The organism is Streptococcus ovuberis (genome assembly GCF_012396585.1).
Classification (GTDB): domain Bacteria; phylum Bacillota; class Bacilli; order Lactobacillales; family Streptococcaceae; genus Streptococcus; species Streptococcus ovuberis.
Genome location: NZ_JAAXPR010000004.1, coordinates 17,843 through 39,864 on the forward strand (window position 1 = coordinate 17,843; position 22,022 = coordinate 39,864).

Here is a 22,022-nt window from a genome sequence, read left to right on the forward strand (position 1 = left end):
CCTAGTATTCCAGATTTGCGATGTCTTGAGGATACGGATTGGTCTTAATCGCCTTAACCGTAGCATCTCTCATCTGGATCACTCGGTCCGCAATCGGTGCCAAAGCTGAGTTGTGGGTTACGATAATCACCGTTGCCCCTTCTTTTCGGGACATATCCTGTAAAATTTGCAGAACTTGCTTGCCCGTCTGGTAGTCCAAGGCTCCTGTTGGTTCATCACATAGCAGAATCTTAGGGCGTTTGGCCACTGCACGAGCAATCGAAACCCGTTGTTGCTCACCGCCTGACAGCTGGGCTGGAAAATGATTGAGCCTCTTGCCCAATCCGACCTTCTCCAAAACATCAACTGGATCCATGGCATCTTTGACAATCTCTGAAGCCAACTCCACATTTTCTTTAGCCGTTAAATTAGCCACTAGATTATAGAATTGGAAAACAAACCCCACATCGTCACGGCGATAATTGGTCCGTTCATGGGCGTTAAACTGAGCAATATCCACGCCATCAATGATAACCTGTCCCTCATCATTAGTATCCATTCCCCCAAGAATGTTAAGCAAGGTTGACTTGCCCGCCCCTGAAGAACCTAGGATGATGACCAGTTCCCCTTTTTCAATGTCAAAAGTCACGTTGTGATTCGCCACAATGCGACTATCGCCTTTTCCATAATATTTTGAGGACTGCTTCACTTCAATATAGGCCATAAACTCACTCCATTTCTTTCTCCTATTATACCAAATCTTAAGCAAAAATAAGATAGTTAACCAATCTGAAGAAATTCTCTGGTCGATGGACTTCAGTAGGCTGGATGATATGGTTTTCCTCTTTAAGATCACTTGATAGCCATCAAACTGGAACGACTTATGGCTTCACACTAGTTAAGAAACCGCTCTCAAAACTTGTTTTTTAGTTGAACAATCTATCTTTCCTTGAAACCTCGTCGTCATTAATCAATAGAATCCAAAGTCCCGCCGCCAAAACAATAACGAATAGCCATTGGCAAAAGCAAAAAAGACTACAGTTCAAAATAGCTACTGTAATCTTTTAAAAGAGAAATGGTAAGAAAGCTTCTCCGCCTTACAATGCTTTAACAGCTGCCAAGGCCGCCTCGTAATCTGGATGTTCATTGACATTGTCCAAATACTCCGCATAACGGATACGGTTCTCATCATCTAAGACTAAAACTGCACGCGCCAAGAGATGCCACTCTGTCATGAAAACGCCATAAGCCTTACCAAAACTATGGTCATAGTAATCTGAAAGAGTAATGGCACCTTCCAAACCTTCCGCACCGCACCAACGCCTTTGGGCAAAGGGTAAATCACATGACACTGTAATCACTGTCACGCCTTCCAAATCAGACAGGTCTTGATTAAAACGACGCGTCTGGGCAGAGCAAATCCCTGTATCAATCGAAGGGACGATACTGATCACCTTCTTGCCTGAAAAATCAGACAAGCTCACCTTTTCCAAGGCTGGGTTAATCAAGGTAAAATCAGGTGCTATATCTCCCACCTTCAAGGGAGCACCCTCTACTGTCACTTCTTTTCCGATGAATGTTGTCATAAGACCTCCTCGTTTTTTCTTTTATTGTAAGCCTTTTCCAGAAAAATTACCACCAATTGAACTGCGACTTATTTCACAAAGAGCCTTTTAGGTAGACTGTCTCTCTCAGCTTCTTTATTTTTAACGGAATCCACTTGCAATGCCAGTAACAGGGATGTCAAAAACCAGGACGGCTAAAAAAAGACAGCCAATCCTGATCTCGGGATCATCTGATTGACTGTCTTTTTGGCGTAAGTCTCGCTAAACCTTGCTCGAAGGGATAAATGTCCTTGACTCAGGAATGCTCAGTTAGTTGCGTCTCCTCTTGTTAAAAGGGCTGTGGCAAGACACCACCCCTTAAACACCTTGTAGACTATCCATAGTGACCACTTCATCAGCCATCTCCCAGATTGTCGGATTGTGGGTCGCGATAATGATTAGCCGATTATCATCTCTAAGAGACAACAACATCTCCATAATCAACTGAGAGGTTGCCGGGTCTATTGAGGCTGTTGGTTCATCTGCCAAAATAAAGGGTGGATTCTTTAAGATAACTTTTGCCAAAGCAACCCGCTGCGACTCTCCGCCAGATAACTCAAAAATACGTTTATCGAGGTCAAGGTAAGACAGACCGACCTGTTCTAAGGCCTGCTTCTGTTTCAATCGTTGCTCCGATCGACTCAACTTTTGACCAACGAGACCTAGTTTAAGGTTTTCTTCTATGGTTTGATTTTCAATCAAGCCAAAGTTCTGGAAGAGGTAACCCAATTCGTGACGGAAAAAATCACTCGACTTATAACTGGCCAAGTCTTTACCTCGGTAAAAAATCGTCCCATCATAAGGTTCTAATTTCCCCATCATGTTCATTAAGGTTGTTTTCCCACTACCGCTTGAACCGATCAAGGCATAGACTTTCCCAGCCTCAAATGTCATTGAAAGATTCGAAAACAACTCTCTTTCTCCAAAAGACTTACTTACCCGTTTAAGTTCAATCATATTAACCTCCCTTCAAAACAAGCATGGACATCTTGTTTTCTTTCTGCATTTGGACATGTAACTGTAAAAGAGATACACCAATAAAGAGCAATAAGACTAAAAAAGCAACCACTACCTCTACCTGAAGGAATACACTCGCCACAAATCCCAGTAAAAACACACCCAGTTGAGCCAAGAGGTAAGTCCGATGGATTTCTAAGAATCTAAGACCTGCAATCCGTTTGATAAAGATGGCACGTCTAAATTCTTCAAAGTAGAGCCTATTCATGGTGTTAAACAGCAAAATCGAAGTTGCAATCCCAAGCACCGCTCCCGCCAACATTACCCAACGTTCCCTCTGGATATTATTCGATAATGTGATGTAGTTGTTATATCCCGATGGCATTTCTGAGACCCAATTTTCAATGCCTTGTCTCTGGATAAGCTCCTGGGCATCTGATAACTGATTAAAGAGAGTATATTTCTGAACTGCATCATGCCAAAAATAAACGGACTGTGGCCCAGTTGATTGAGGGGTTACGACAATAATAATCGGATCTTTCAAAAACTGCTGGTAAGAAATAGGGGTCGTATTATAGACAAAACGATCCTGACCTGATTCCAAGTAGCCTACCGTCGCAGTCATCGGTTGTTGCTCATCTTGACTAGACATGCGATTGGTCAAATCTTCTTCAAAAACAGATTTATAATGTTCTTCCTCTGAACGGAGGTGTTCAGGCAGCAATAAGACAAACTCCCCTAATGCGAGGTGATTCATCTTTTGTTCAACGGCCATATCTACAGAAATGTTTTGACGCTCCAGGTATTGCGGTGTGACGATAAGGACATTGCCATTCGGGCTGTAATCGTGCCATTCTGTAGAGGTTGTCAAGTTTTTGGAGGAATTCATGCCATTTTGCATGATACGATCAATTAACTGGTGTCTAGATAAGAAAGCCTTTTGTTCTGAAACAGCCAGATCCATCAATTGATACCAAGTTCTGAGTTGCCTTTGAGCTTGTTCATCAAAACCAAGACTCATTCCTTCACGGCTGATTGATAGGATAATCAGTTGCCTTTCCTGACTCCAGGCCTCTTCTCCTATCCGATGCTGTTTCCAGGCTTGGGAATACTTTAAGCTACTCCCTATTCCCAGCGTCACAATAATAACCGCTAATAGTTGGCCGATTAAAATCAAACTAATGATGCCTCTAACAGGCACTTGACCTTTTATAATCTGCATCAGGTGTACCTTTTTTATCCCAACTGCAAAGAGTTGAGCGAAAAACAGGGAGATCAACAACAAGATGAGATTATAACTGAGCAAGCCTGCTCCTATGGTCATCAGGGATTCCGTTGGAAGCGACAGAATTTTTTGCATAAGAATGGCGAGCACGCCAGCTAAACTGAAACCAACAGCTATCCCTTTCAAATCCTCACCAACTGGTCTAAGGAAAATGGACCACCGTTTCTCTCCTGAAATGAGGCGAATGCCCGACGACCGTAATTGGCTAATTTGACTAATTAAAGTCAGTGCTCCAAAGGTTAAGATGAAAATCAATAGACTGATTAACTGAAATCCGTTACTAAAGATAGCCATTAACGTAGACAGTTTAGTTGGAATTATCAGGTCCATGTTAGTCAAGCCAAGTTGACTTAGCTCCTCCCTTAGCAAGTGAATATCTAGGTGTCCATCGAAGACAAAATAGTTTGTTTCAACACTACTACTTTGAGCATCTTCTAGCTTTCTTTCCTGAAGCCCATCAGGCAACTTTCCGACCCCGAAGGTCGTATAAGAAAAAACTGTAGTACCTTCTGAGTTAGGATCTTGGTGTTGAATCGCAATAAAGCTATCCGTTTCTTCTGCTAGTTTTTCCAAGCGTGTAGCAACATGCTGAAAAGTTGTTTCAGGGGAAGAATCATGTACAACAACGTTGGGGTAATAATGGGTGACATATGTATCCGTCCAAATGGTAAATACCCAAACAAAGAACAAACTAGCAAGCAGATTGGATATGAGTATAAATAGTTTTTTCACAATGCGCCTTGAAACCCCTTTCTTTTTTTCTTCTATTATAACATCTGTCACACCTTTTTTCAATTTCCTTCATGTTCTTGGCGCAATCTTTTAGACGGTTCACTTAGCTTTCAAAAGAACCATTATCGTCGATTTTAGAGAGTGTTTCAATCCATTTTGAGAAATCCGGATCCCTCAAAAGATAGGTCCTGGTGGGGTAAAAACACGCCGTAACTTTCAGCTTCTTTAGAATAGCTTTTAAACCGAAATGACTATACCATGCTGGACACTCTCTTGGACTAATGGCCGAGCTAACAACTTTCGAAAGCGCAAAAAATCCTGCCAAAGTTTTTTGGCAGGATTTTGAACGGTAACCCAAATCAATTATTCCATTTCTTTCCATCGCTACAAGCTCTAAAAGACTGGTGAATCGGATTGCCGCTCTTAAGTGGCTAAGTATTTCTTATTTAAGAGTTACGCTAGCGCCAGCTTCTTCCAATTTAGCTTTGATTTCTTCTGCTTCAGCAGTCGCAACACCTTCTTTGATGATACCAGGTGCGCCATCAACAAGTTCTTTAGCTTCTTTAAGACCAAGACCAGTGATTTCACGGACAACCTTGATAACGCCAACTTTCTTGTCGCCAGCAGATGTCAATTCGATATCGAATGAATCCTTAGCTTCAGCAGCAGCTTCACCGCCACCAGCAACAACAGCTACAGGAGCAGCAGCAGTTACACCAAATTCTTCTTCGATAGCTTTTACAAGCTCGCTCAATTCAAGGATTGAAGCTTCTTTAATTTCAGCAATAATGTTTTCAATGTTCAATGCCATTGTATTTTCCTCCAAAATATTAAATCAAATAATAGTATGTAGCCTTAAGCTACTAGCAGCCTTAAGCTGCGTTTTCTTTGCTGTCTGCAACAGCTTTGACAGCGAGTGCCACGTTGCGAACTGGTGCTTGAAGCACTGAAAGGAGCATTGAAAGCAATCCTTCGCGGCTTGGCAATGTCGCAAGAGCTTTGATGTCTGCATCTGAAGATACTTTACCTTCAATCGCACCACCTTTAATTTCAAGGGCGTCAGCAGTTTTAGCGAAATCGAAAATGATTTTTGCTGGTGCTACGACATCTTCGTTAGAAAAAGCAACAGCGGTTGGTCCTACGAAAATATCGTTCATACCTTCCAAACCAGCTTTTTCAGCCGCACGACGCAAGATACCATTTTTGATAACCTTGTACTCGATGCCTTCGTTACGCAAATTGCGACGGAGAACAGTATCTTGTTCTACAGTCAAACCACGGGCATCAACCACAACGATTGACGCAGCAGCTTTCATTTTTTCCGCGACGATGTCAACGAGTTCTGCTTTTTTAGCAATACTTGCTTGGCTCATTAGTTTACCTCCGTTTTTATTTTGGCTGGGGAATTTTTCAAAAGAAAAACGCGCCCAGACCTAGACACGAAAGTACAAATACGCATAATCTTAGATAACGTTTTTGTGCCTCGGCAGGATTTTTATGGCTCTGGCCCCCTGCTGTCTTAGGTCAGTTTTTTCAAACTTCATTTAGTATACCATAATTTTAGAATAAAGCAAGTATTTTGCACATTTTTTTAATTTTATCCGCGATAGGCCAACCGAAGCAAAAAATCAGACAACTTTCTGCTCAAGTGCTGTCTGATTTGACTCTGTTCTCCTTTTTCGACCAGTTAATCCCAGTAGCTAGGAGTGACGGTTGTCTAAAAAATCAAGTGCTTCCTTGGTCCAAACGGGCATTGCCTTCTTAAGAGGTTCAAAACCAAACTTTCGTTTGTCGCTAGAAAAGCGATGTTTTCTCGGCAAGCGGTGATGTTCTTCTTCTAGGCTGCGGATGGACAGACTGGTTTTTCCGGTAAATTCATCGATGTCAATGATTTGAACGGTGACTTCCTGCCCTAGCTTGAACAAATCATGGATATTATCCACATAACCTGTTTTCAACTCAGAAATATGCACCAAACCTACCGTCCCATTTTCCAAACTGACAAAGACCCCATATGGCTGGATACCTGTAACTTGGCCTATTAGTTTGTCCCCTGTCCGCATTAATCAAGGACCTCAATGGTCTGGATAATCACTTCATCAACAGGCCTGTCTGCAGGTCCAGTCTCGACAGAAGCAATCTTATCCAACACAGCGTAAGAGTCTTCATCTGCCAACTGGCCAAAAACCGTATGACGGCGATCTAAGTGTGGCGTTCCACCTTCTGTGGCATAAACTGCGGCAATTTCTTGAGGCCATCCGCCACGCACCAGCTCTTTTGCAGAATATGCTAAACTGTCGTTTTGCACGATAAAGAACTGACTCCCGTTAGTGTTCGGTCCAGCATTGGCCATAGATAGGGCCCCACGGATATTATATAGCTCAGCTGAAAATTCATCTTCAAAACTCTCGCCATAGATCGATTCCCCACCCATGCCAGTTCCAGTCGGATCTCCGCCTTGAATCATGAAATCTTTGATAATTCGGTGGAAGATGACACCATCATAATAGCCTTGCTTCGCCAAACCAACAAAGTTGGCGACTGTCTTAGGTGCCTGCTCAGGAAAGAGTTTTAGCTTCATATCCCCATGATTGGTCTTAATTGTTGCAGTTGGGCCCTCAACAGCGCCCAAGTCTAATTGCGGAAAAGTGAGTTCTTTTTCAATCATTCCAAGTTCCTCCAAGGCATACTGAATGCCGTTTTCTTCTACTGTTTTTGTCACAAAATCTGCTTTGGCTTGCAAATCTTTGTGGGAAACTCCCATAGCGATGGCAAGGCCAGCATAATCAAAAAGTTCCAAGTCATTGAGCTCATCTCCAAACACCAAGATATTTTCCGGTTTCAGCTTAAGGGCATCTAAAACTTTAGCAACCCCCAAAGCTTTCGACGTCTCTTTTAAGACAACATCAGAAGAGTTAGGGTGCCAGCGCACTAGACGTAGCTCCTCAGCCAATTCCTCTGGAAAATCTAGGCTATCGCCTACCGTTTCAAAAGTCCACATCTGGAAAACATCATTGGTCAGGTGAAAATCAGGCTCCACCTCCAAACGGCCATAGACCGGCATAATGGCTCGTTCAATCACGGCTGAATCCTTTGAGACCACAGCTCTATCCTTACCGACAAACCCATAGTCAATGCCAACCTCCTTGGTCCAAGCTACAAATTTTTGAACCACATCCGAAGCAATTGGTCTGCTAAAGAGCTCTTCGTCTCTTCGGGACAGAACATAAGCCCCATTGATGGTCACAAAATAATCTGGCTTTAGGGCCTGAATTTCAGGGACAACTCCATAAATAGCCCGCCCAGAAGCTATACCTGTTATGATCCCTTTGGACTTGAGTTGGTCAAAGACACTCTTGATGGATTCTGGCATAAAGCCAGTGTCCTTAACCCTTAGGGTGTCATCAATATCAAAGAAGACTGCCTTGACTTTTTTCGCTTTGTATTTAGTCTTACTATCCATCACTAACCTCACCCATCTATTATACCATTATTTCTAAATTTATTCATCTACTAGTCCATGCTCAAAAGCATAAACAACCGCTTGGGTTCGATCAGAAACATTCAGTTTAGACAGAATGTTAGAAACATGAGTTTTGACTGTTTTGAGCGAAATGAAGCTTTCGTCAGCTATGGTTTGGTTATCATACCCCTTAGCTAAGAGAGCCAAGACTTCTCTTTCACGGGCAGTCAACTGCTGGTGAAGGGGAGCATCTACATTAATATTTTTGACCTTCTTATCCACTTCCGTCTCAATCGCGAGTTCGCCTTTGGCGACCTTGCGAATCGCATGTAAAATTTCCTCCGCACTGGAGGTCTTGAGCATATAGCCCTTGGCCCCAGCCTCTAGGACTGGGTAAATTTTAGCATTGTCCAAGTAAGATGTGAGCACCAAAATTTTCGCCTCTGGCCAGGCTGATAAAATAGCCAGTGTCGCTTCAATACCGGTCATCTCTGGCATGACCAAGTCCATAATAATAACATCTGGCCGAAGGCTTAGAGCTTGATCGACGCCAATACGCCCATTGTCAGCTTCCGCTACAACTGTCACATCCGTCTGCAAGTCCAAAAAACTCTTTAATCCCAAACGAACCATTTGATGGTCATCAATCAAAATCACCTTTATTGCTTCCATACTAGTTATCCTCTCCTAATAATGGGACACGAATGTCCATGGCAACCCCTTTTCGAGGGGCAGTCCTGACCTTAACAGTCCCCGCCATATCTGCCACACGCTCTCGGATATTTTTCAAACCATAACTGACTTCATCAACCACTTGCTGGTCATAACCGATGCCATCATCCGTCATGCGCAAATGGAGTTCATGTTCATTTTGAAATAGATAAACCTCCAAATTGTTGGCCTGAGCATGTCGCAGCGTATTGTTGATAAATTCCTGGGCAATTCGAAATATATGGGTTTCCATATTCTTAGGAATCGCAATCTCGTCATGGTGGAACAAGACCTCAACGTCTGATTTATCCTTAACTTCCTGAAGGATGAGTGCTAGTCCTTCTAAAAGCGTCTTGCCTTCTAACTCAAGAGGTCTTAGGTGTAAGAGCAAGATTCGCAGATCTTTCTGAGCAGTATCCACAATACCGCTAACCGTCTGAAGTTGTTGTCCAATCTGTTCTTGACTGAGATTGGCCAACTGACTAGAGACCCCAGATAAGATCATGCTTGCAGCAAAGAGTTCCTGACTAACAGTATCGTGTAACTCTCTAGCAACACGCTTTCGCTCCTCTTCAATAATGGCCTCTCTGGTCTCCAAATCACGATTCTCAATCTGTTGCAGGGTCGTTGTTACTTCGTTCATCTTGGCTGACAAGCGTTGTAAGAGGAGATTGTATTCGTCATCTGCTTGTTTACGTAAGGGCTTGTTAGTTAAGATGCGTTTCAGTTGACGGTTAAACATATACTTCGTATTCAAGGAAGAAATCTGAACCAAGACCAGCATGACGACGGATAGGGACAGACTAAAAAGTCCGATGACCGAAATAAACTGGTAAAAAAGCAACCAGTCTTTGGTCAAAGCAGCCCAATCCATTTTCACAATAGATAAAAGGCTTGAAGCCATCAAGATAATTAACAGGACAGAATAGCTCAAAATGAGCAGAACATTAGACTTTCTCATTGGCGACTCACCTCAATATCACCAAATAGCGTTGTGAGCACAACCTTGACTTTCTTTTGAGCATTTAAAAAATGGTGACTTTGGAATTTGACCGCCTCGTTACGGAGGTCGAGCTCAACCAAATCTAAAAAATCCAAATGACCATATATAGCTGTCGCAGACAGGTCCACTTCAACCCCAACCGGTACTACGATACGAGTCGTCCCAAAACTCTTGCGGACAATAATGACGTTATCCATGCCAGCCATGGCAACTTCTGTCAGATCAATGACATCATTGCCAAAAATACGGACTATATTGATATCGTCAAAATAATAAGTACTCGACTGGTTAAAGTAATCTCTATTGCCGAGCCATTGCATCCGCTCACGCTTAATACGCTTAGGCGCCTGATCTATGGTAACAAACTTATACTTTTCCCTTTTTTGCATCCGCGAAAAGGAATTGAGCATCATATAAACAACTCCAAAAATCAGAGCCAGAATCACATAAGGATTGGCCATTATGACAAAAAAGAGCAAGAGGGCAACGAGGGTCAGCAGGAGATTGCCGGAGTCTTTGCCGGTGTAAAAATATAGCCCTAACAGGAATAAAAAGAGTAAAAAGATGAACCTCGGGAGATCAGATGCCATGATGTCTACCATTGCCAAGGTCAAAAGAATGGCCTCAAGGGTCAAAAACAATTCAATTTTTTTCATATGCACATCCTAGGTATTACTTCCTCTATTGTACCAAAATTTTCATAAATACCATCCGTCTGAGGGCGTAAAAACTGTAGCCCAACGAGCTACAGTTTTCATTTATTCGTTGCCCAAGGAAGGTTCCGTTGTCACTGTCGTTTCAGAATAAACCCCGGATTTAGTCGTTGATTCGGTTGACACCGATTCATTGACATAGGAGGTGGAGGTTTCTTCCGAAGCAAAGTAGAGTATGACTTCTAAAGTAGACGGGTAAACTTCTGTAAAGGCATAGACACTTTGTGACTCTACCTTAGCGGTTGCACTGACATTTTCTGGTGCCGTTGTAATTTGATTGCTCTTAACCCCCAAGCCCACCAACACATTGATAGCTTCCTTATAAGTTAATCCAGTCAGATTCGGCATGCTGACAGTGGACATTGCTTTAGCTACCTTAAAGGTAATCGTTTTGGGCTTGTCTAGATGGTAGATAGCCCCGGGTTCAATGGATTGCTCAATGATGGTTCCAACAGCGTAATCTGCATTTTCCACTTCTTCTATCTTAATTTTAGAGTCATCAATTCCCATATCTGTCAACGCTGATACCACATCGCTGTAAGCTTGTCCCCTGTAATCCCCCAGTGCAAAATCTCTATCGCCTTTGGAAACAATCAACCTAACAGTTGCATTCTTCCTTTTGCTCACACCAGCTCCTGGATCTGTTTCGATGACTAGACCCGCTTCTACTGTATCACTAGAGGCTTCTGTCACCTCACTGACTTTGAGACCTGCTGCGGTCAGGCTGGATGTTGCTTGATCGACTGTTTGGTTAGACACATCAGGCACCACAACAGTCACTGGAGTCGTCAAGAAAATAGCATACAGAGCTGCAATCGTCAAAAGGATTGCTCCAAATAAAAGTTTGTAACGCGTTTTAATACGTCTCTTGACCTTTTTAGGGATAGCTAGCTCATCACCATCATAATCGTAAGTCACTGGTCGAGCAGATGGCTGTGGCTGTACTGGAGGTGTCTGGGGTGGCCGATATTCTGTCGTTGCCTGAGATACTTTAGGCAGCACCTTGCTATCGACCTTGTTGTCCAGAAAAACAAGCTTTCGGTCATTGCGATGTTCAGGCGACAAGCTGGTGACCAGATCAGTATACATATCCTCAACGGTCTGGTAACGATCGGATAACTTTTTAGCAGTCGCCTTAATCACCACGTTTTCAAGCGCTTGTGGGACCCTAGGGTTTTCAGCTATAATCGACGGCAGAGGCTTTTGAAAATGCTGCAAGGCAATCGTCACCGCAGAATCTCCATCGTAAGGAATGTGACCTGTCAACATTTCATAAAGGACGATCCCCATAGCGTAGATATCACTCTGCACAGTCGCCTTGGAGCCACGCGCTTGTTCAGGAGACAGGTAATGAACAGACCCCAACATGGAGTTCGTCTGAGTCAGACTAGTTTCTGCAAAGGCAACTGCAATCCCAAAATCCGTGACCTTGGCTGTTCCTTCTTTGGTTAGAAGCACGTTCTGAGGCTTCAAGTCGCGATGGACAATCCCTTTTTGGTGGGCGAGACGCATCGCCAGCAAAATCTGCGCCATGACACGGATCGCTTCTTCGTTGGCAAAGGGCGCGCGTCTAGTGATGTATTTCTTAAGATCTAAGGCATCCACATATTCCATGGCCAAATACTGCTGGCCATCTTCTTCTCCGATATCACTGATACGAACAATATTAGGATGGTCCAGATCCGCCATAGCACGCGCTTCACGCTGGAAACGCTGAATGGCCACTGGATCCGTCTGGTAGTTAGTTCTTAAAACTTTGACAGCGACTTCTTCACCGTCGAGAATCAAGTCTCTTGCCAGATAAACATCCGCCATGCCACCACGACCAATCTGTTCAATGACCTTGTATCGTCCAGCGAATATTTTTCCGATTTGAATCATCAACTACCCTCCTGGTCAATATGGACGAGTGCTACAGTGATATTATCCAAACCTCCCGCATTGTTGGCAAAACGTATCAGGGTCTCTGCCTTATCATCCAAAGATACTTCACTGACCATGATGTCGTAGATATCCTGTTGAGAAACCATATTGGTCAAACCGTCACTATTAATGACCAGGTAATCGCCAACTTCCAGAGTCTTGATGGCAATATCAGGCTCAACTGGATCACGTTGTCCTAATGACTGGGTAATAATATTTTTCTGCGGATGAACTGCTGCTTCTTCTGGAGTAATCTGGCCTGCACGCAAGAGCGCATTCACGAGGGAATGGTCGTTGGTTAAGGTCAAAATCTCCTCACCACGGACCAAATGAATCCGTGAATCACCAATATGAGCAAAGATCATCTGTTGGTCAATGATGACAACTGCCTCAATCGTCGTTCCCATTCCTTGGTAGGCTTCCTCTTGCCCTTTGGCTCTAATCGTTTGGTTAACTTCTTCCAAATGAACAATAAACCACTCACGCACACCATTAAGGTCTGATAAATCCGTTCCTACCCAAGCGCCACCTAAAGCTGTCGCTGCGAGTTCACTAGCAATATTCCCAGCACGATGCCCTCCCATGCCATCTGCCAGAATAATCATTTGAATACCTTGTTTATTCGTATAGACATTAACATAGTCTTGGTTATTGGAACGTTTTTGGCCAACGTTCGTCAGCAATGAAATTTTCATACTTGGTAAGTTTCCTTCCAATTTCTACATTTTTCTTCTAAATTGTGCGATAAAAAACCCATCTGTCTGATAAAGCTCTGGCGTGATCATCAGGCAACCATTCACCATTATCTCTTTCTTTTCATGACTCAGAGTAACCTGCTCAAATTCAGGATGTCGGGCTAAAAACTGCTCGACAACCTGGACATTTTCTTCAGGGGTAATCGTACAAGTGCTATAAGTTATTATACCATCTTTTTTAAGGGTTTGACAAACACTATCCAAGATAGATAGCTGAAGGACTTGTAACTCCTTGAAATCGGACAGTTGCTTATTATATCGGATATCTGGCTTACGCCTGATCAGACCAATTCCTGAACAAGGGGCATCCACTAAAATCTTATCAAAGGTATCCGGTCCAAAAATACGATGCACTTCCCTTGCATCTAATACCTGCGTCTCGACTTTATCCGATAGCCCTAGACGTTCGGCATTTTCCCGAATCAAAGCTAACTTGTGCTCGTATAAATCAAGAGCTATGACTCGCCCCTGATTTAGGTAAGAGGCCATGTGAACCGTCTTGCCTCCAGGAGCAGCGCAAGCGTCCAAGACAAACTCATCTCCCTTTAAGGCAAGGGTTGGTGCTACTAACTGGCTAGTCTCATCCTGGATGGCCAAGGCGCCTGTCTTAAAATAATCCGTCCCTGCAAAATGGCCTTGGTCTTTCACCAAACCATGCTTGGCTAAGACTGACGGACGACTCCCCGTTGCCGTCATAATCTCCTCAAAACGTTCTGGTTGTGTTACCCGAACACTCGCCTTGCTCCGAAGTAAAAGGCTCTCAAATATCTTAAGGGCACGTTCAAGTCCGTAAACGTCTATCAGGTAACCAACTAGCCAAACCGGCAAAGAATATTGAACGGAGTAACGCTTGTTAACACGCTTAATCGTTTCAATCTCCGGGAGAGCCCCATCAAGGATTTTTCGAAGAATGGCATTGACAAACTTGTCTGCACCCGCTTTACGTTGCTTGGCTAGGGACACGGCTTCATGGACAACTGCGCGATGAGGAATCTTATCCAGATAAAGCAACTGGTATAGACTGAGCATCAGCAAACTATAAACCCAACTGTCCAAGGTGTCTCGATCTGCGATGTAGTGAGATAGGTACCATTCCAACGTGATCTTTCGCGAGACGGTGCCATAAACCAGCTCCGTCACCAAAGCCTTATCTTGGTCACCGAGAGCGCTTCTGTTAAGTTCTTGTTTGAGCGCTAAATTCGAAAAAGCTCCTTGTTCAAAAACCCCTTCTAAGACAGTAAGAGCCGTTCCCCTCGCTGTCTTTTGCCAGTGTTTAGTCAAAATAATCCCCCACTTTCAGGTCACGACCATTGCCATTGAGATAATCTCTGATCTGCAGTTGAGGTTTGCCTGCAGGTTGTACCCGCTCTAAGCTCAAGGCACCCTGGCCAGTCGCAACCACTAAGCTCTGTTTGGTCTTTTCAAGGATCTCTCCCGGACGACCTTGGCCTTCCACGGGTGTAGCCTCATAAATTTTGAACCGCTCTCCATTTAGAAAAGCATGGGCCACTGGCCAAGGATTCATGCCTCTGATCTGATTGAACACTTGACGATTGGTCTTGGTCCAATCAATCTTCTCCTGCTCAGGGGTTATATTAGGGGAGAAACTGACTTGTTCCGGATCCTGTGACTGGGGCACAATATCTCCTGCTACATAAGCAGGCAAGGTTTCGAGGAGCAATTCTCTACCGACCAAGGCTAGTTTATCAAAAAGCGTCCCAACAGTGTCCGTTTCCTCAATCGGGATTGCTCGGCTGGCAATCATATCGCCAGCATCCATCTCCTTAACCATTTCCATCAATGTCACCCCTGCCTGCTCATCACCATTGATCAGGGCATAGTGGATAGGTGCTCCACCACGATACTTAGGCAACAAGGATGCATGCACATTAACCGCAAATGCAAACTGTTTCAAGAGACGCTCTGGCAAAAATTGTCCAAAAGCTGCGGTCACGATTCCCACTGCTGGCAGCGCCATCAGCTCCTCCAATTCCGGGCTACCCGACAATTTTTCAGGCTGATAAACAGGTATACCGTGTGCGACAGCTACTGCTTTAACAGGCGTCAGCCGAACCTCCTTCTTGCGTCCAACCGCCCGATCTGGCTGGGTAACCACCGCAATCACTTCATAGGTTTCATCTGCCAAAAGCCCCTCTAAAACGCGAGCTGCAAAATCGGGTGTCCCCATAAAAATAAGCTTCATACACACTTGCCTCTTTTCTATAATCTTATCTATTATATCAAAAAACAAGGCTACTTGCCTTAAACTAACCTTATTTTTAAGACCGTTACAGGCGATTCCTTGCCTTTTCTTGTGCCCTTTTCCATAGCAGAGCAATCTTCTACACCTAGCTATTGGGATTAAAACTCAAAACGGCCCAATTGGAAGACAAAGGAGCAAACACAATCGACCGGTTCTCTTTGAGCCCTTACACGATGCATTAAACGCTAGGTACCTCCCGCCCTATTGACCGAGCATCGCCTTAATTTTGGAAATTGTCCCGGTACTCTGCTGGTGACATGCCTACAATTTTCCTGAAAACCTTATAGAAATAAGAAGGGTTCTCATAGCCAACTTTGATCGCAATCTTCTCTATTGGTGCACTTGTTAACGTTAAGAATTCTGCTGCGATATTGACTCGTTGCAGATGAATCAACTTGATAAAGGATTTGCCAGTATGCTTTTTGAGGTAAGTAGACAGGTAGTTCGGATTAAATCCAAATTCCTCTCCCATATCTTCTAGAGTAGCCGTCGCATAATTCTTCTCAATATAAAGCAAAAGCGATAAGAGCGTATTGGACGATTTGGCGTTTTTCTGAGTCACTTGGGCACTATTCGCCGAAAGCCGAATAAGACGAGCAAAAAGGCTCAGCAAACTCAAGCGAATGAGTTGATTGCTTTGAATATCCGTGTGGTAGTACTCCTCGATAATATCCAGCATGGTCTCACGAATCTTGGCATTATTTTCGGTTTTAAAAATGGTATAAGAGCCTGAAAAGTCACTATCTGCCGGTCCAAAGAAAAGCATATCAGAAAGATTCGTTCCTGTTCCTTGCCTCATGAAATCCAAATCATTGAGAGAGAAGGCTGTACTTTTCATGGCAATATTGACCACTAAGTCTTCTGAGCTAATCTTGCGGTTACGATGGATGGTATTGGTTCCAACAACCAGAATATCTCCTTGTTGAAGTTCCAAGGTTTCATGCTCCATGACAATGTCCGCCCTGCCTTTAAGAACAACAATCATTTCCACATAATTATGAAGGTGAAACGGAACTTCTGACTCGATTGGGTTAACCGAGATTGAAATCGGTTGAGGATTGATATAAAGATCATCACTCAGTGTGTTAAAGAATTCAAAAACAGGCTCTTGACCGATATATTGGATAGGAACTGGCCTCATCTTGTCTTGCAATTCCTCCCAATCATATTGCGGACGGTCCTGCTCCAAAAATTTTAAGATCGTCTCCATTTTGCATCACCTCTTTTTTCTATCCTATCATACCATATTTTGTAAAAAGAACTACGAAATGAACACACAAGCCATTAAATTTCACACTAGTTTATGGACATAAAAACGATTACAATAGGAGTAATGAATACTATGGAGGTCCTATATGGTCGACTTACGTCAAAAACCTTATTTACTCACAGAAGAACAGATTGCATTCGTGGAGACTTCTGTCCAAAACTTATCCATGGAAGACAAAATCGGACAGCTCTTCTTTGTCATCGGGCAGGACGAAGATCAAGTAGATTTAGCCCAGTTTATCAGCAAATACAGACCTGGCGGGATGATGTATCGTCCTGGTCCAGCTGAAAAATTAAGGGCACAGATTGCCAAAATTCAAGACTATAGCAAGTACCCTCTTTTTCTCGCGGCTAACCTTGAATCGGGTGGCAATGGCATTATCTCGGAAGGAACCTGGTTTGGCAATCCCCTTCAAATCGCAGCGACTGATCAGACAGACAATGCTTATCAACTCGGGCGTGTGTCAGCTTACGAAGCTAGCCAGGTTGGTTGTAACATGTCCTTTGCACCGATTATCGACATTGATAGGAACTTTCGAAATCCGATCACCAATACGCGAACTTATGGCAGCGATAAGGACCGTGTCCTTGCCATGAGTCAGGCGCAAATCAAAGGTTTTGAAGAAAACCATATCATCCCGGTCATTAAGCACTTCCCAGGGGATGGCGTTGATGAAAGGGATCAGCACCTCTTGTCGAGCGTTAACAGCCTCTCTGCTGACGAATGGATGGACAGTTTTGGTCACATCTATAAAACCTTGATTGACCAAGGCGCTCCAAGTGTCATGATTGGGCATATCCTACAACCAGCCTGGGAACGTAAATTACAACCTGGTATTGCTGATAAGGATTTGCGTCCTGCGTCCGCTTCACCTCTTTTGATCAATGGCCTCTTGCGCCACGAACTCGGTTTCAATGGCCTTGCCATCACCGATGCAACGGCTATGATTGGTTACAATGTGATTCTGCCTCGCACAGAGCTTTTAGTAGCATCCATCAATGCTGGTATTGATATGATCCTTTTCAACAAAAACATTGACGAGGATTACCAAGCAGTGAGACTTGCTGTTGAAAATGGCGTGATTTCTTCAGAACGTCTCGATGAGGCAGTGACCCGTATCCTTGCAACCAAGCTTTCTCAAGGCTTAATGGATGCCTCTGGCCACTACACCTTCCCAGTCCCTGACACTATCACCCTCAAGTCTGAAGAGCATCTCAAGCTATCTGAAGCTGTTGCCGACCAAGCTGTCACCTTGGTCAAAGACCGGGACAACCTCTTGCCATTAACTCCCGAAAAATACCCTCGTATTCGTCTCACCGTCCTTGGTGATACTGATGGTGGCGGGTTTAAAGAAGGCGGCAAGGTCACCGACCTCTTTAAAGAAGGCCTTGAGGCACAAGGTTTTGAAGTCACTCTCTACGGTGAAAAAGGCCTAGACTTCCACGAAATCTTTGAAGAAGGCGTCGCCGACCACAAGGCTAAATTTGATTTGGCACTTTTTATCGCTAATGTTGAAACAGCAAGCAACCAAACAACGACTCGCCTCAATTGGATTCAACTGATGGCAGCAAACGCTCCATGGTATATGCGTGATATTCCGACAGTCTTTGTATCAACTGCAAATCCTTACCATCTCTTTGACGTTCCTTACGTCTCAACCTTCATCAACGCTTATACTGGAAATAAAGGAACTGTCAAAGCAACGCTTGACAAATTGGCAGGTCACTCTCCCTTTAAGGGCATTAGCCCAGTAGACCCATTCTGTGGTGATTTCACCGCCAAACTCTAAACAAGGAGATCTCTTTCACATGAAAATTACAACTATTACCATCAATCACATGACCGAGCCCCTAGGTTTTGAGTACAAAAGCCTCCACGTTGGCTTTAAGGTAGAAGCAGAGCAATTTGAGACTGTTGAAAAACAAGTAGAGATTAAAGCTGGAGACAGCCTTGTCCATCGGTCTGACTTTATGCCATTTGATAGTAATAGCTTTGAACTAAACCTTGACTTAGCACCACGCACACGCTACGACGTGATTGTGAACCTAAAAACAACTGATGGCCAGACTATTTCAGCGACCTCTTTCTTTGAAACAGGGAAGATGACAGAAGCTTTTGAGGCTAAATGGATTGCTAATAAGGATAAAGAGATCCAAAACACACTGTTCCGTAAGATTGTTTCAGTAGCTAAACCCGTCGCTAAAGCTCGCCTCTACATGACAGCTTTGGGGGTGTATGAAACCTTCATTGATGGGCAAAAAGTAGGCCATGAATTTTTAGCTCCAGGGCAAACAGCCTATGATCAATGGGTTCAACTCCAAACGTATGATGTGACGAGCGCTTTTACCCAAGGCGACCATGAATTACTAATCTCGACAGCTGATGGTTGGTTCAAAGGGGCTTATGGCTTTATTGAAGGCATAGATTGTATCTATGGTGATCAGCACCGAGCGCTTGCAGAATACCATATTGACTACGAAGATGGTGGCTCCGAGATCATTTCAACCGATGCTTCTTGGGAAACGACTGCTGGTCGTGTAAGCAAATCAGCCATTTACTACGGCGAAGACCGTGATGACACTAAAGAAATCACGGATTGGGAACCTGTTGTCCTAGTAGAGGGTGACTACGCTGTCTTGACAGACCGCCTCAGCCTCCCACTCGTAGTCAAAGAAACGTTGGATGTTGTCGAAGTTCTGAATACCCCTGCGGGCGAGACTGTCCTTGATTTCGGGCAAAACCACGCTGGGCTCTTCCGCTTTTATAATCGATTGCCTAAAGGAACGAAAGTCTTCCTCCAAGTTGGGGAAATTCTTCAAGAAGGTAATTTCTATAAAGAAAACCTCCGATCCGCTCGAGCTGCTTTTGAGTATATCTCTGACGGTGAAGAAAAATGGGTCCAACCAGCCTTTACCTACTATGGGTTCCGTTACATGAAAGTCGAAGGGTTTGATGTCATCCATCCAGAAGATTTCAAGGCAGATGTCATCTACTCAGATATGGTCTCTACCGGTCATATCACGACGAACAACGCTAAAGTCAACCGCCTCTTTGAAAACGTCATTTGGGGTCAAAAAGGAAACTTCTTTGACGTTCCAACAGACTGCCCGCAACGTGATGAGCGTCTGGGTTGGTCCGGAGACGCTAATGTCTTCTCAAACACTGCCCTCTTTAATATGGATGTCTATGCCTTCTACCGCAAATACCTCAAAGATCTCGCCATCGAACAAGACCTCAACGACGGTCGCTCACCAATGTACGCTCCATCGTTTGGCAACCCCGATGGAGGTGGCGCCATCTGGGGAGACGCCACAACCGTCGTCCCTTGGAATGTTTATCAAGCAACTGGTGATGCGAGCATTCTTACAGAGCACTATCAATATATGAAAGCTTGGGTGGACTGGATTGGACGTCAAACCAAGACCCAAAACCTCTGGACAGGAGGTTTCCAATTTGGTGACTGGCTAGCTCTTGACGGCGAAAACCCTGCCATGCCAACTGGTAAAACAGACGAAGACTTTATCGCATCGATCTACTACCATTATTCAGCGCATATCGTAGCAGAAACGGCTAAACTCTTGGAAAATGACGCAGATGCCGCGTATTATGGCCAACTGTCTGCTGCTATTTTAGACGCTATTCGCAACGAATACATCTCGGCAAATGGACGGCTTACCATTGATACACAAACAGCTTATGCCCTAACGCTCCAATTTGACTTGGTTCCTGAAACGCTCCGTGAACGTGTGACTAAGGATTTAGTCGCTCGCCTCCACAAGGATGACGATCACCTTAAGACTGGTTTTGTTGGGACACCATTTATCAACCAAATGCTCTCTCAATTTGGGCAACATCAATTGGCAACCAAGATTTTCCTTCTGGAAGACCTGCCAAGCTGGCTCTATGCGGTTAACATGGGAGCAACCACAATCTGGGAACGCTGGAACTCTGTCGAGCCTGATGGCAGCATGAATCCTGAGGGCATGAATTCCCTCAACCACTACTCTATCGGTGCCATTATGGAGTGGGCCTATAAATATGTCGTGGGTATCCGTAACCCGCAAAAAGGGTACCAAGCGTTTGATATTGCTCCCGAATTTGATTACCGTTTGGATCAGATTTCTGGAGAGTTTGATAGCCCGTATGGTCCTATCTCTGTCTCTTACCGCATCGAATCTGATGATAACCATACCATCAAGATGGTAATCAAGGTCCCATTTGGCAGCACTGCTCATGTCACCCTGCCACGTTCTGAGAACGTTGCTGTCATGGTAAATGGCGACAGTCGCCAAGGTGGTCAATTTGATCTGACTGCTGGTCACTATGACATTAGCTATGTCCCAAGTCAAAATTACATCGAACACTACTCTGCCGAAACAACTGCTGCAGAAATCATGGCTGACGATTACCTAATCGAACAAATTGATGCTATCGATCCTGTCCTTGATTTCTTCCGTAAGGATCCTGATGCTGTTCACGGCGGACTTGGCAAAATGTCTCTTACTAAGCTCAATGCCATTCTACCATTTATCACCATTTCAGATGAGCATTTGAAGCAGATCAATACTGTTTTAGAAGCTACACCAATTCTGGCTCAACGCCACTCCTAACAACTAAAAAAGAGGTGGACTGCTGATGTTCAAAGAACACCGACGAGTCATCTCTTTTTGCCCCATTGAGAAAGGACGTTCTATGTTTAAAGGCGCTTTATTTGATTTAGACGGTGTCATTGCTGACACTGCTGTCTTCCACTTTGCTGCTTGGCGGAACCTCATTAAAAAATATTTCAATGCTGACCTCCCCGATGAATTGGAAGAAAAAACAAAAGGCGTTAGCCGTGAAGATTCCCTTCGTGTTATCTTAGACTATCTCCAAATCAGTGTTCCAGCTGACGCGTTTGCTCGTCTAGCTGAGGAAAAAAATGAGGCCTATGTTGCAGCCTTAGAGGTTTTAACACCGGATTATATCCTACCAGGCATTGCTGACTTTATTCAAACGTTACAGGAAAATGGCGTCAAGCTAGCTCTGGCCTCAGCTTCTAAAAATGGGCCTCTGATTTTGGAGAAATTAGGCCTGTCTGAGGCTTTTGACGCCATTGCTGACCCTGCTAACGTTGCTAACGGTAAACCAGCACCTGACATTTTCCTAGCGGCAGCTCAAGGACTTGGCTTAGCCCCAGCAGACTGCATCGGTGTTGAAGACGCTGTCGCTGGTGTGACAGCTATTAACGCTTCTGGCGCCTATTCCGTCGCTGTCGGTGGTGATGAACTCAATCATGCTAAACTGCGCTTTAAGAGTACGGCAGATCTTGATTTCACCAAGATAAAAACGGCTTTTGGAAAGATAGACTAGGAAAATACGAGG

Annotated in this window: 20 protein-coding genes and 1 other annotated feature; of the genes, 3 read left to right on the forward strand and 17 right to left on the reverse strand. The window is 44.1% G+C overall.

What is annotated here, in order from left to right; translation table 11 throughout:
* Nucleotide 1: 1 nt before the first annotated feature.
* From HF992_RS03195 to HF992_RS03275, 17 genes are all read right to left on the reverse strand, one after another.
* Nucleotides 2–703: an ABC transporter ATP-binding protein gene (locus HF992_RS03195; RefSeq protein WP_168548618.1), complete on the reverse strand. Its 702-nt coding sequence runs from the start codon at nt 701–703 to the stop codon at nt 2–4.
* 373 nt (nt 704–1,076) lie between these two features.
* A complete protein-coding gene (gene tpx, locus HF992_RS03200; protein WP_168548619.1) occupies nt 1,077–1,565 on the reverse strand; it encodes a thiol peroxidase in 489 nt (162 codons plus the stop codon).
* Between the two features lie 336 nt (nt 1,566–1,901).
* Nucleotides 1,902–2,540, reverse strand: coding sequence for an ABC transporter ATP-binding protein (locus HF992_RS03205; protein ID WP_168548620.1), 639 nt, complete (start codon nt 2,538–2,540; stop codon nt 1,902–1,904).
* A gap of 1 nt (nt 2,541) precedes the next feature.
* Complete coding sequence (locus tag HF992_RS03210; RefSeq protein WP_168548621.1) at nt 2,542–4,557, reverse strand: DUF1430 domain-containing protein; 2,016 nt, start codon at nt 4,555–4,557, stop codon at nt 2,542–2,544.
* Nucleotides 4,558–4,660: 103 nt separating this feature from the next.
* Nucleotides 4,661–4,939 (reverse strand): hypothetical protein, encoded by a 279-nt coding sequence (locus HF992_RS03215; protein WP_168548622.1) that lies wholly within the window; start codon nt 4,937–4,939, stop codon nt 4,661–4,663.
* Nucleotides 4,940–4,999: 60 nt separating this feature from the next.
* The gene (rplL, locus tag HF992_RS03220; RefSeq protein WP_168548623.1) at nt 5,000–5,368 is read right to left on the reverse strand and encodes a 50S ribosomal protein L7/L12; all 369 of its coding nucleotides are present in this window, start codon (nt 5,366–5,368) and stop codon (nt 5,000–5,002) included.
* 61 nt (nt 5,369–5,429) lie between these two features.
* Complete coding sequence (rplJ, locus tag HF992_RS03225; RefSeq protein ID WP_168548624.1) at nt 5,430–5,930, reverse strand: 50S ribosomal protein L10; 501 nt, start codon at nt 5,928–5,930, stop codon at nt 5,430–5,432.
* Nucleotides 5,931–5,963: 33 nt separating this feature from the next.
* Nucleotides 5,964–6,099, reverse strand: a sequence feature (ribosomal protein L10 leader region).
* A 158-nt stretch (nt 6,100–6,257) separates the two neighbouring features.
* Complete coding sequence (locus HF992_RS03230) at nt 6,258–6,620, reverse strand: S1 RNA-binding domain-containing protein (protein ID WP_168548625.1); 363 nt, start codon at nt 6,618–6,620, stop codon at nt 6,258–6,260.
* Nucleotides 6,620–8,020: a Cof-type HAD-IIB family hydrolase gene (locus tag HF992_RS12165; protein ID WP_168548626.1), complete on the reverse strand. Its 1,401-nt coding sequence runs from the start codon at nt 8,018–8,020 to the stop codon at nt 6,620–6,622. The genes HF992_RS03230 and HF992_RS12165 overlap by 1 nt, the downstream gene beginning before the upstream one ends.
* A 39-nt stretch (nt 8,021–8,059) precedes the next feature.
* Nucleotides 8,060–8,692, reverse strand: a complete 633-nt coding sequence (locus tag HF992_RS03240) for a response regulator transcription factor (RefSeq protein WP_168548627.1) — start codon at nt 8,690–8,692, stop codon at nt 8,060–8,062.
* Nucleotide 8,693: 1 nt separating this feature from the next.
* Nucleotides 8,694–9,692 (reverse strand): envelope stress sensor histidine kinase LiaS, encoded by a 999-nt coding sequence (locus HF992_RS03245; protein ID WP_168548628.1) that lies wholly within the window; start codon nt 9,690–9,692, stop codon nt 8,694–8,696.
* Nucleotides 9,689–10,390, reverse strand: a complete 702-nt coding sequence (gene liaF, locus HF992_RS03250; protein ID WP_168548629.1) for a cell wall-active antibiotics response protein LiaF — start codon at nt 10,388–10,390, stop codon at nt 9,689–9,691. Before liaF ends, HF992_RS03245 begins: the two co-directional genes overlap by 4 nt.
* 102 nt (nt 10,391–10,492) lie before the next feature.
* Nucleotides 10,493–12,328 carry a Stk1 family PASTA domain-containing Ser/Thr kinase gene (gene pknB, locus HF992_RS03255; protein ID WP_168548630.1) on the reverse strand — a complete coding sequence of 612 codons (1,836 nt, stop codon included), beginning with the start codon at nt 12,326–12,328 and terminating at the stop codon, nt 10,493–10,495.
* A complete protein-coding gene (locus HF992_RS03260; RefSeq protein WP_168548631.1) occupies nt 12,328–13,065 on the reverse strand; it encodes a Stp1/IreP family PP2C-type Ser/Thr phosphatase in 738 nt (245 codons plus the stop codon). The genes pknB and HF992_RS03260 overlap by 1 nt, the downstream gene beginning before the upstream one ends.
* A 24-nt stretch (nt 13,066–13,089) precedes the next feature.
* A complete protein-coding gene (gene rsmB / locus HF992_RS03265) occupies nt 13,090–14,412 on the reverse strand; it encodes a 16S rRNA (cytosine(967)-C(5))-methyltransferase RsmB (protein WP_425505588.1) in 1,323 nt (440 codons plus the stop codon).
* The gene (fmt, locus tag HF992_RS03270) at nt 14,399–15,328 is read right to left on the reverse strand and encodes a methionyl-tRNA formyltransferase (protein ID WP_168548633.1); all 930 of its coding nucleotides are present in this window, start codon (nt 15,326–15,328) and stop codon (nt 14,399–14,401) included. Before fmt ends, rsmB begins: the two co-directional genes overlap by 14 nt.
* 280 nt (nt 15,329–15,608) lie before the next feature.
* A complete protein-coding gene (locus HF992_RS03275) occupies nt 15,609–16,598 on the reverse strand; it encodes an AraC family transcriptional regulator (protein ID WP_168548634.1) in 990 nt (329 codons plus the stop codon).
* 145 nt (nt 16,599–16,743) lie between these two features.
* Between HF992_RS03275 and HF992_RS03280 the strand changes: the two genes are divergently transcribed.
* The 3 genes from HF992_RS03280 (at nt 16,744) to pgmB (ending at nt 22,010) form a co-directional block, all read left to right on the forward strand.
* Nucleotides 16,744–18,447 carry a glycoside hydrolase family 3 protein gene (locus HF992_RS03280; protein ID WP_168548635.1) on the forward strand — a complete coding sequence of 568 codons (1,704 nt, stop codon included), beginning with the start codon at nt 16,744–16,746 and terminating at the stop codon, nt 18,445–18,447.
* A gap of 19 nt (nt 18,448–18,466) precedes the next feature.
* Nucleotides 18,467–21,268 (forward strand): alpha-L-rhamnosidase, encoded by a 2,802-nt coding sequence (locus tag HF992_RS03285; protein WP_168548636.1) that lies wholly within the window; start codon nt 18,467–18,469, stop codon nt 21,266–21,268.
* 82 nt (nt 21,269–21,350) lie between these two features.
* Entirely contained in the window at nt 21,351–22,010 is a 660-nt protein-coding gene (pgmB, locus tag HF992_RS03290) for a beta-phosphoglucomutase (protein WP_168548759.1), read from the forward strand.
* The last annotated feature ends 12 nt before the right edge of the window (nt 22,011–22,022 follow it).

What these genes read in the sequence shown, in the direction of transcription:
- HF992_RS03280 (WP_168548635.1), top strand. Translation starts at nt 16,744, where the DNA reads ATGGTCGACTTACGTCAAAAACCTTATTTACTCACAGAAGAACAGATT.
- HF992_RS03275 (WP_168548634.1), bottom strand. Translation starts at nt 16,598, where the DNA reads ATGGAGACGATCTTAAAATTTTTGGAGCAGGACCGTCCGCAATATGAT.
- HF992_RS03230 (WP_168548625.1), bottom strand. Translation starts at nt 6,620, where the DNA reads ATGCGGACAGGGGACAAACTAATAGGCCAAGTTACAGGTATCCAGCCA.
- HF992_RS03285 (WP_168548636.1), top strand. Translation starts at nt 18,467, where the DNA reads ATGAAAATTACAACTATTACCATCAATCACATGACCGAGCCCCTAGGT.
- pgmB (WP_168548759.1), top strand. Translation starts at nt 21,351, where the DNA reads ATGTTTAAAGGCGCTTTATTTGATTTAGACGGTGTCATTGCTGACACT.
- fmt (WP_168548633.1), bottom strand. Translation starts at nt 15,328, where the DNA reads ATGAAGCTTATTTTTATGGGGACACCCGATTTTGCAGCTCGCGTTTTA.
- HF992_RS03215 (WP_168548622.1), bottom strand. Translation starts at nt 4,939, where the DNA reads ATGGAAAGAAATGGAATAATTGATTTGGGTTACCGTTCAAAATCCTGC.
- rplJ (WP_168548624.1), bottom strand. Translation starts at nt 5,930, where the DNA reads ATGAGCCAAGCAAGTATTGCTAAAAAAGCAGAACTCGTTGACATCGTC.
- HF992_RS03260 (WP_168548631.1), bottom strand. Translation starts at nt 13,065, where the DNA reads ATGAAAATTTCATTGCTGACGAACGTTGGCCAAAAACGTTCCAATAAC.
- liaF (WP_168548629.1), bottom strand. Translation starts at nt 10,390, where the DNA reads ATGAAAAAAATTGAATTGTTTTTGACCCTTGAGGCCATTCTTTTGACC.
- HF992_RS03205 (WP_168548620.1), bottom strand. Translation starts at nt 2,540, where the DNA reads ATGATTGAACTTAAACGGGTAAGTAAGTCTTTTGGAGAAAGAGAGTTG.
- HF992_RS03195 (WP_168548618.1), bottom strand. Translation starts at nt 703, where the DNA reads ATGGCCTATATTGAAGTGAAGCAGTCCTCAAAATATTATGGAAAAGGC.
- HF992_RS12165 (WP_168548626.1), bottom strand. Translation starts at nt 8,020, where the DNA reads ATGGATAGTAAGACTAAATACAAAGCGAAAAAAGTCAAGGCAGTCTTC.
- tpx (WP_168548619.1), bottom strand. Translation starts at nt 1,565, where the DNA reads ATGACAACATTCATCGGAAAAGAAGTGACAGTAGAGGGTGCTCCCTTG.
- HF992_RS03240 (WP_168548627.1), bottom strand. Translation starts at nt 8,692, where the DNA reads ATGGAAGCAATAAAGGTGATTTTGATTGATGACCATCAAATGGTTCGT.
- rplL (WP_168548623.1), bottom strand. Translation starts at nt 5,368, where the DNA reads ATGGCATTGAACATTGAAAACATTATTGCTGAAATTAAAGAAGCTTCA.
- pknB (WP_168548630.1), bottom strand. Translation starts at nt 12,328, where the DNA reads ATGATTCAAATCGGAAAAATATTCGCTGGACGATACAAGGTCATTGAA.
- HF992_RS03245 (WP_168548628.1), bottom strand. Translation starts at nt 9,692, where the DNA reads ATGAGAAAGTCTAATGTTCTGCTCATTTTGAGCTATTCTGTCCTGTTA.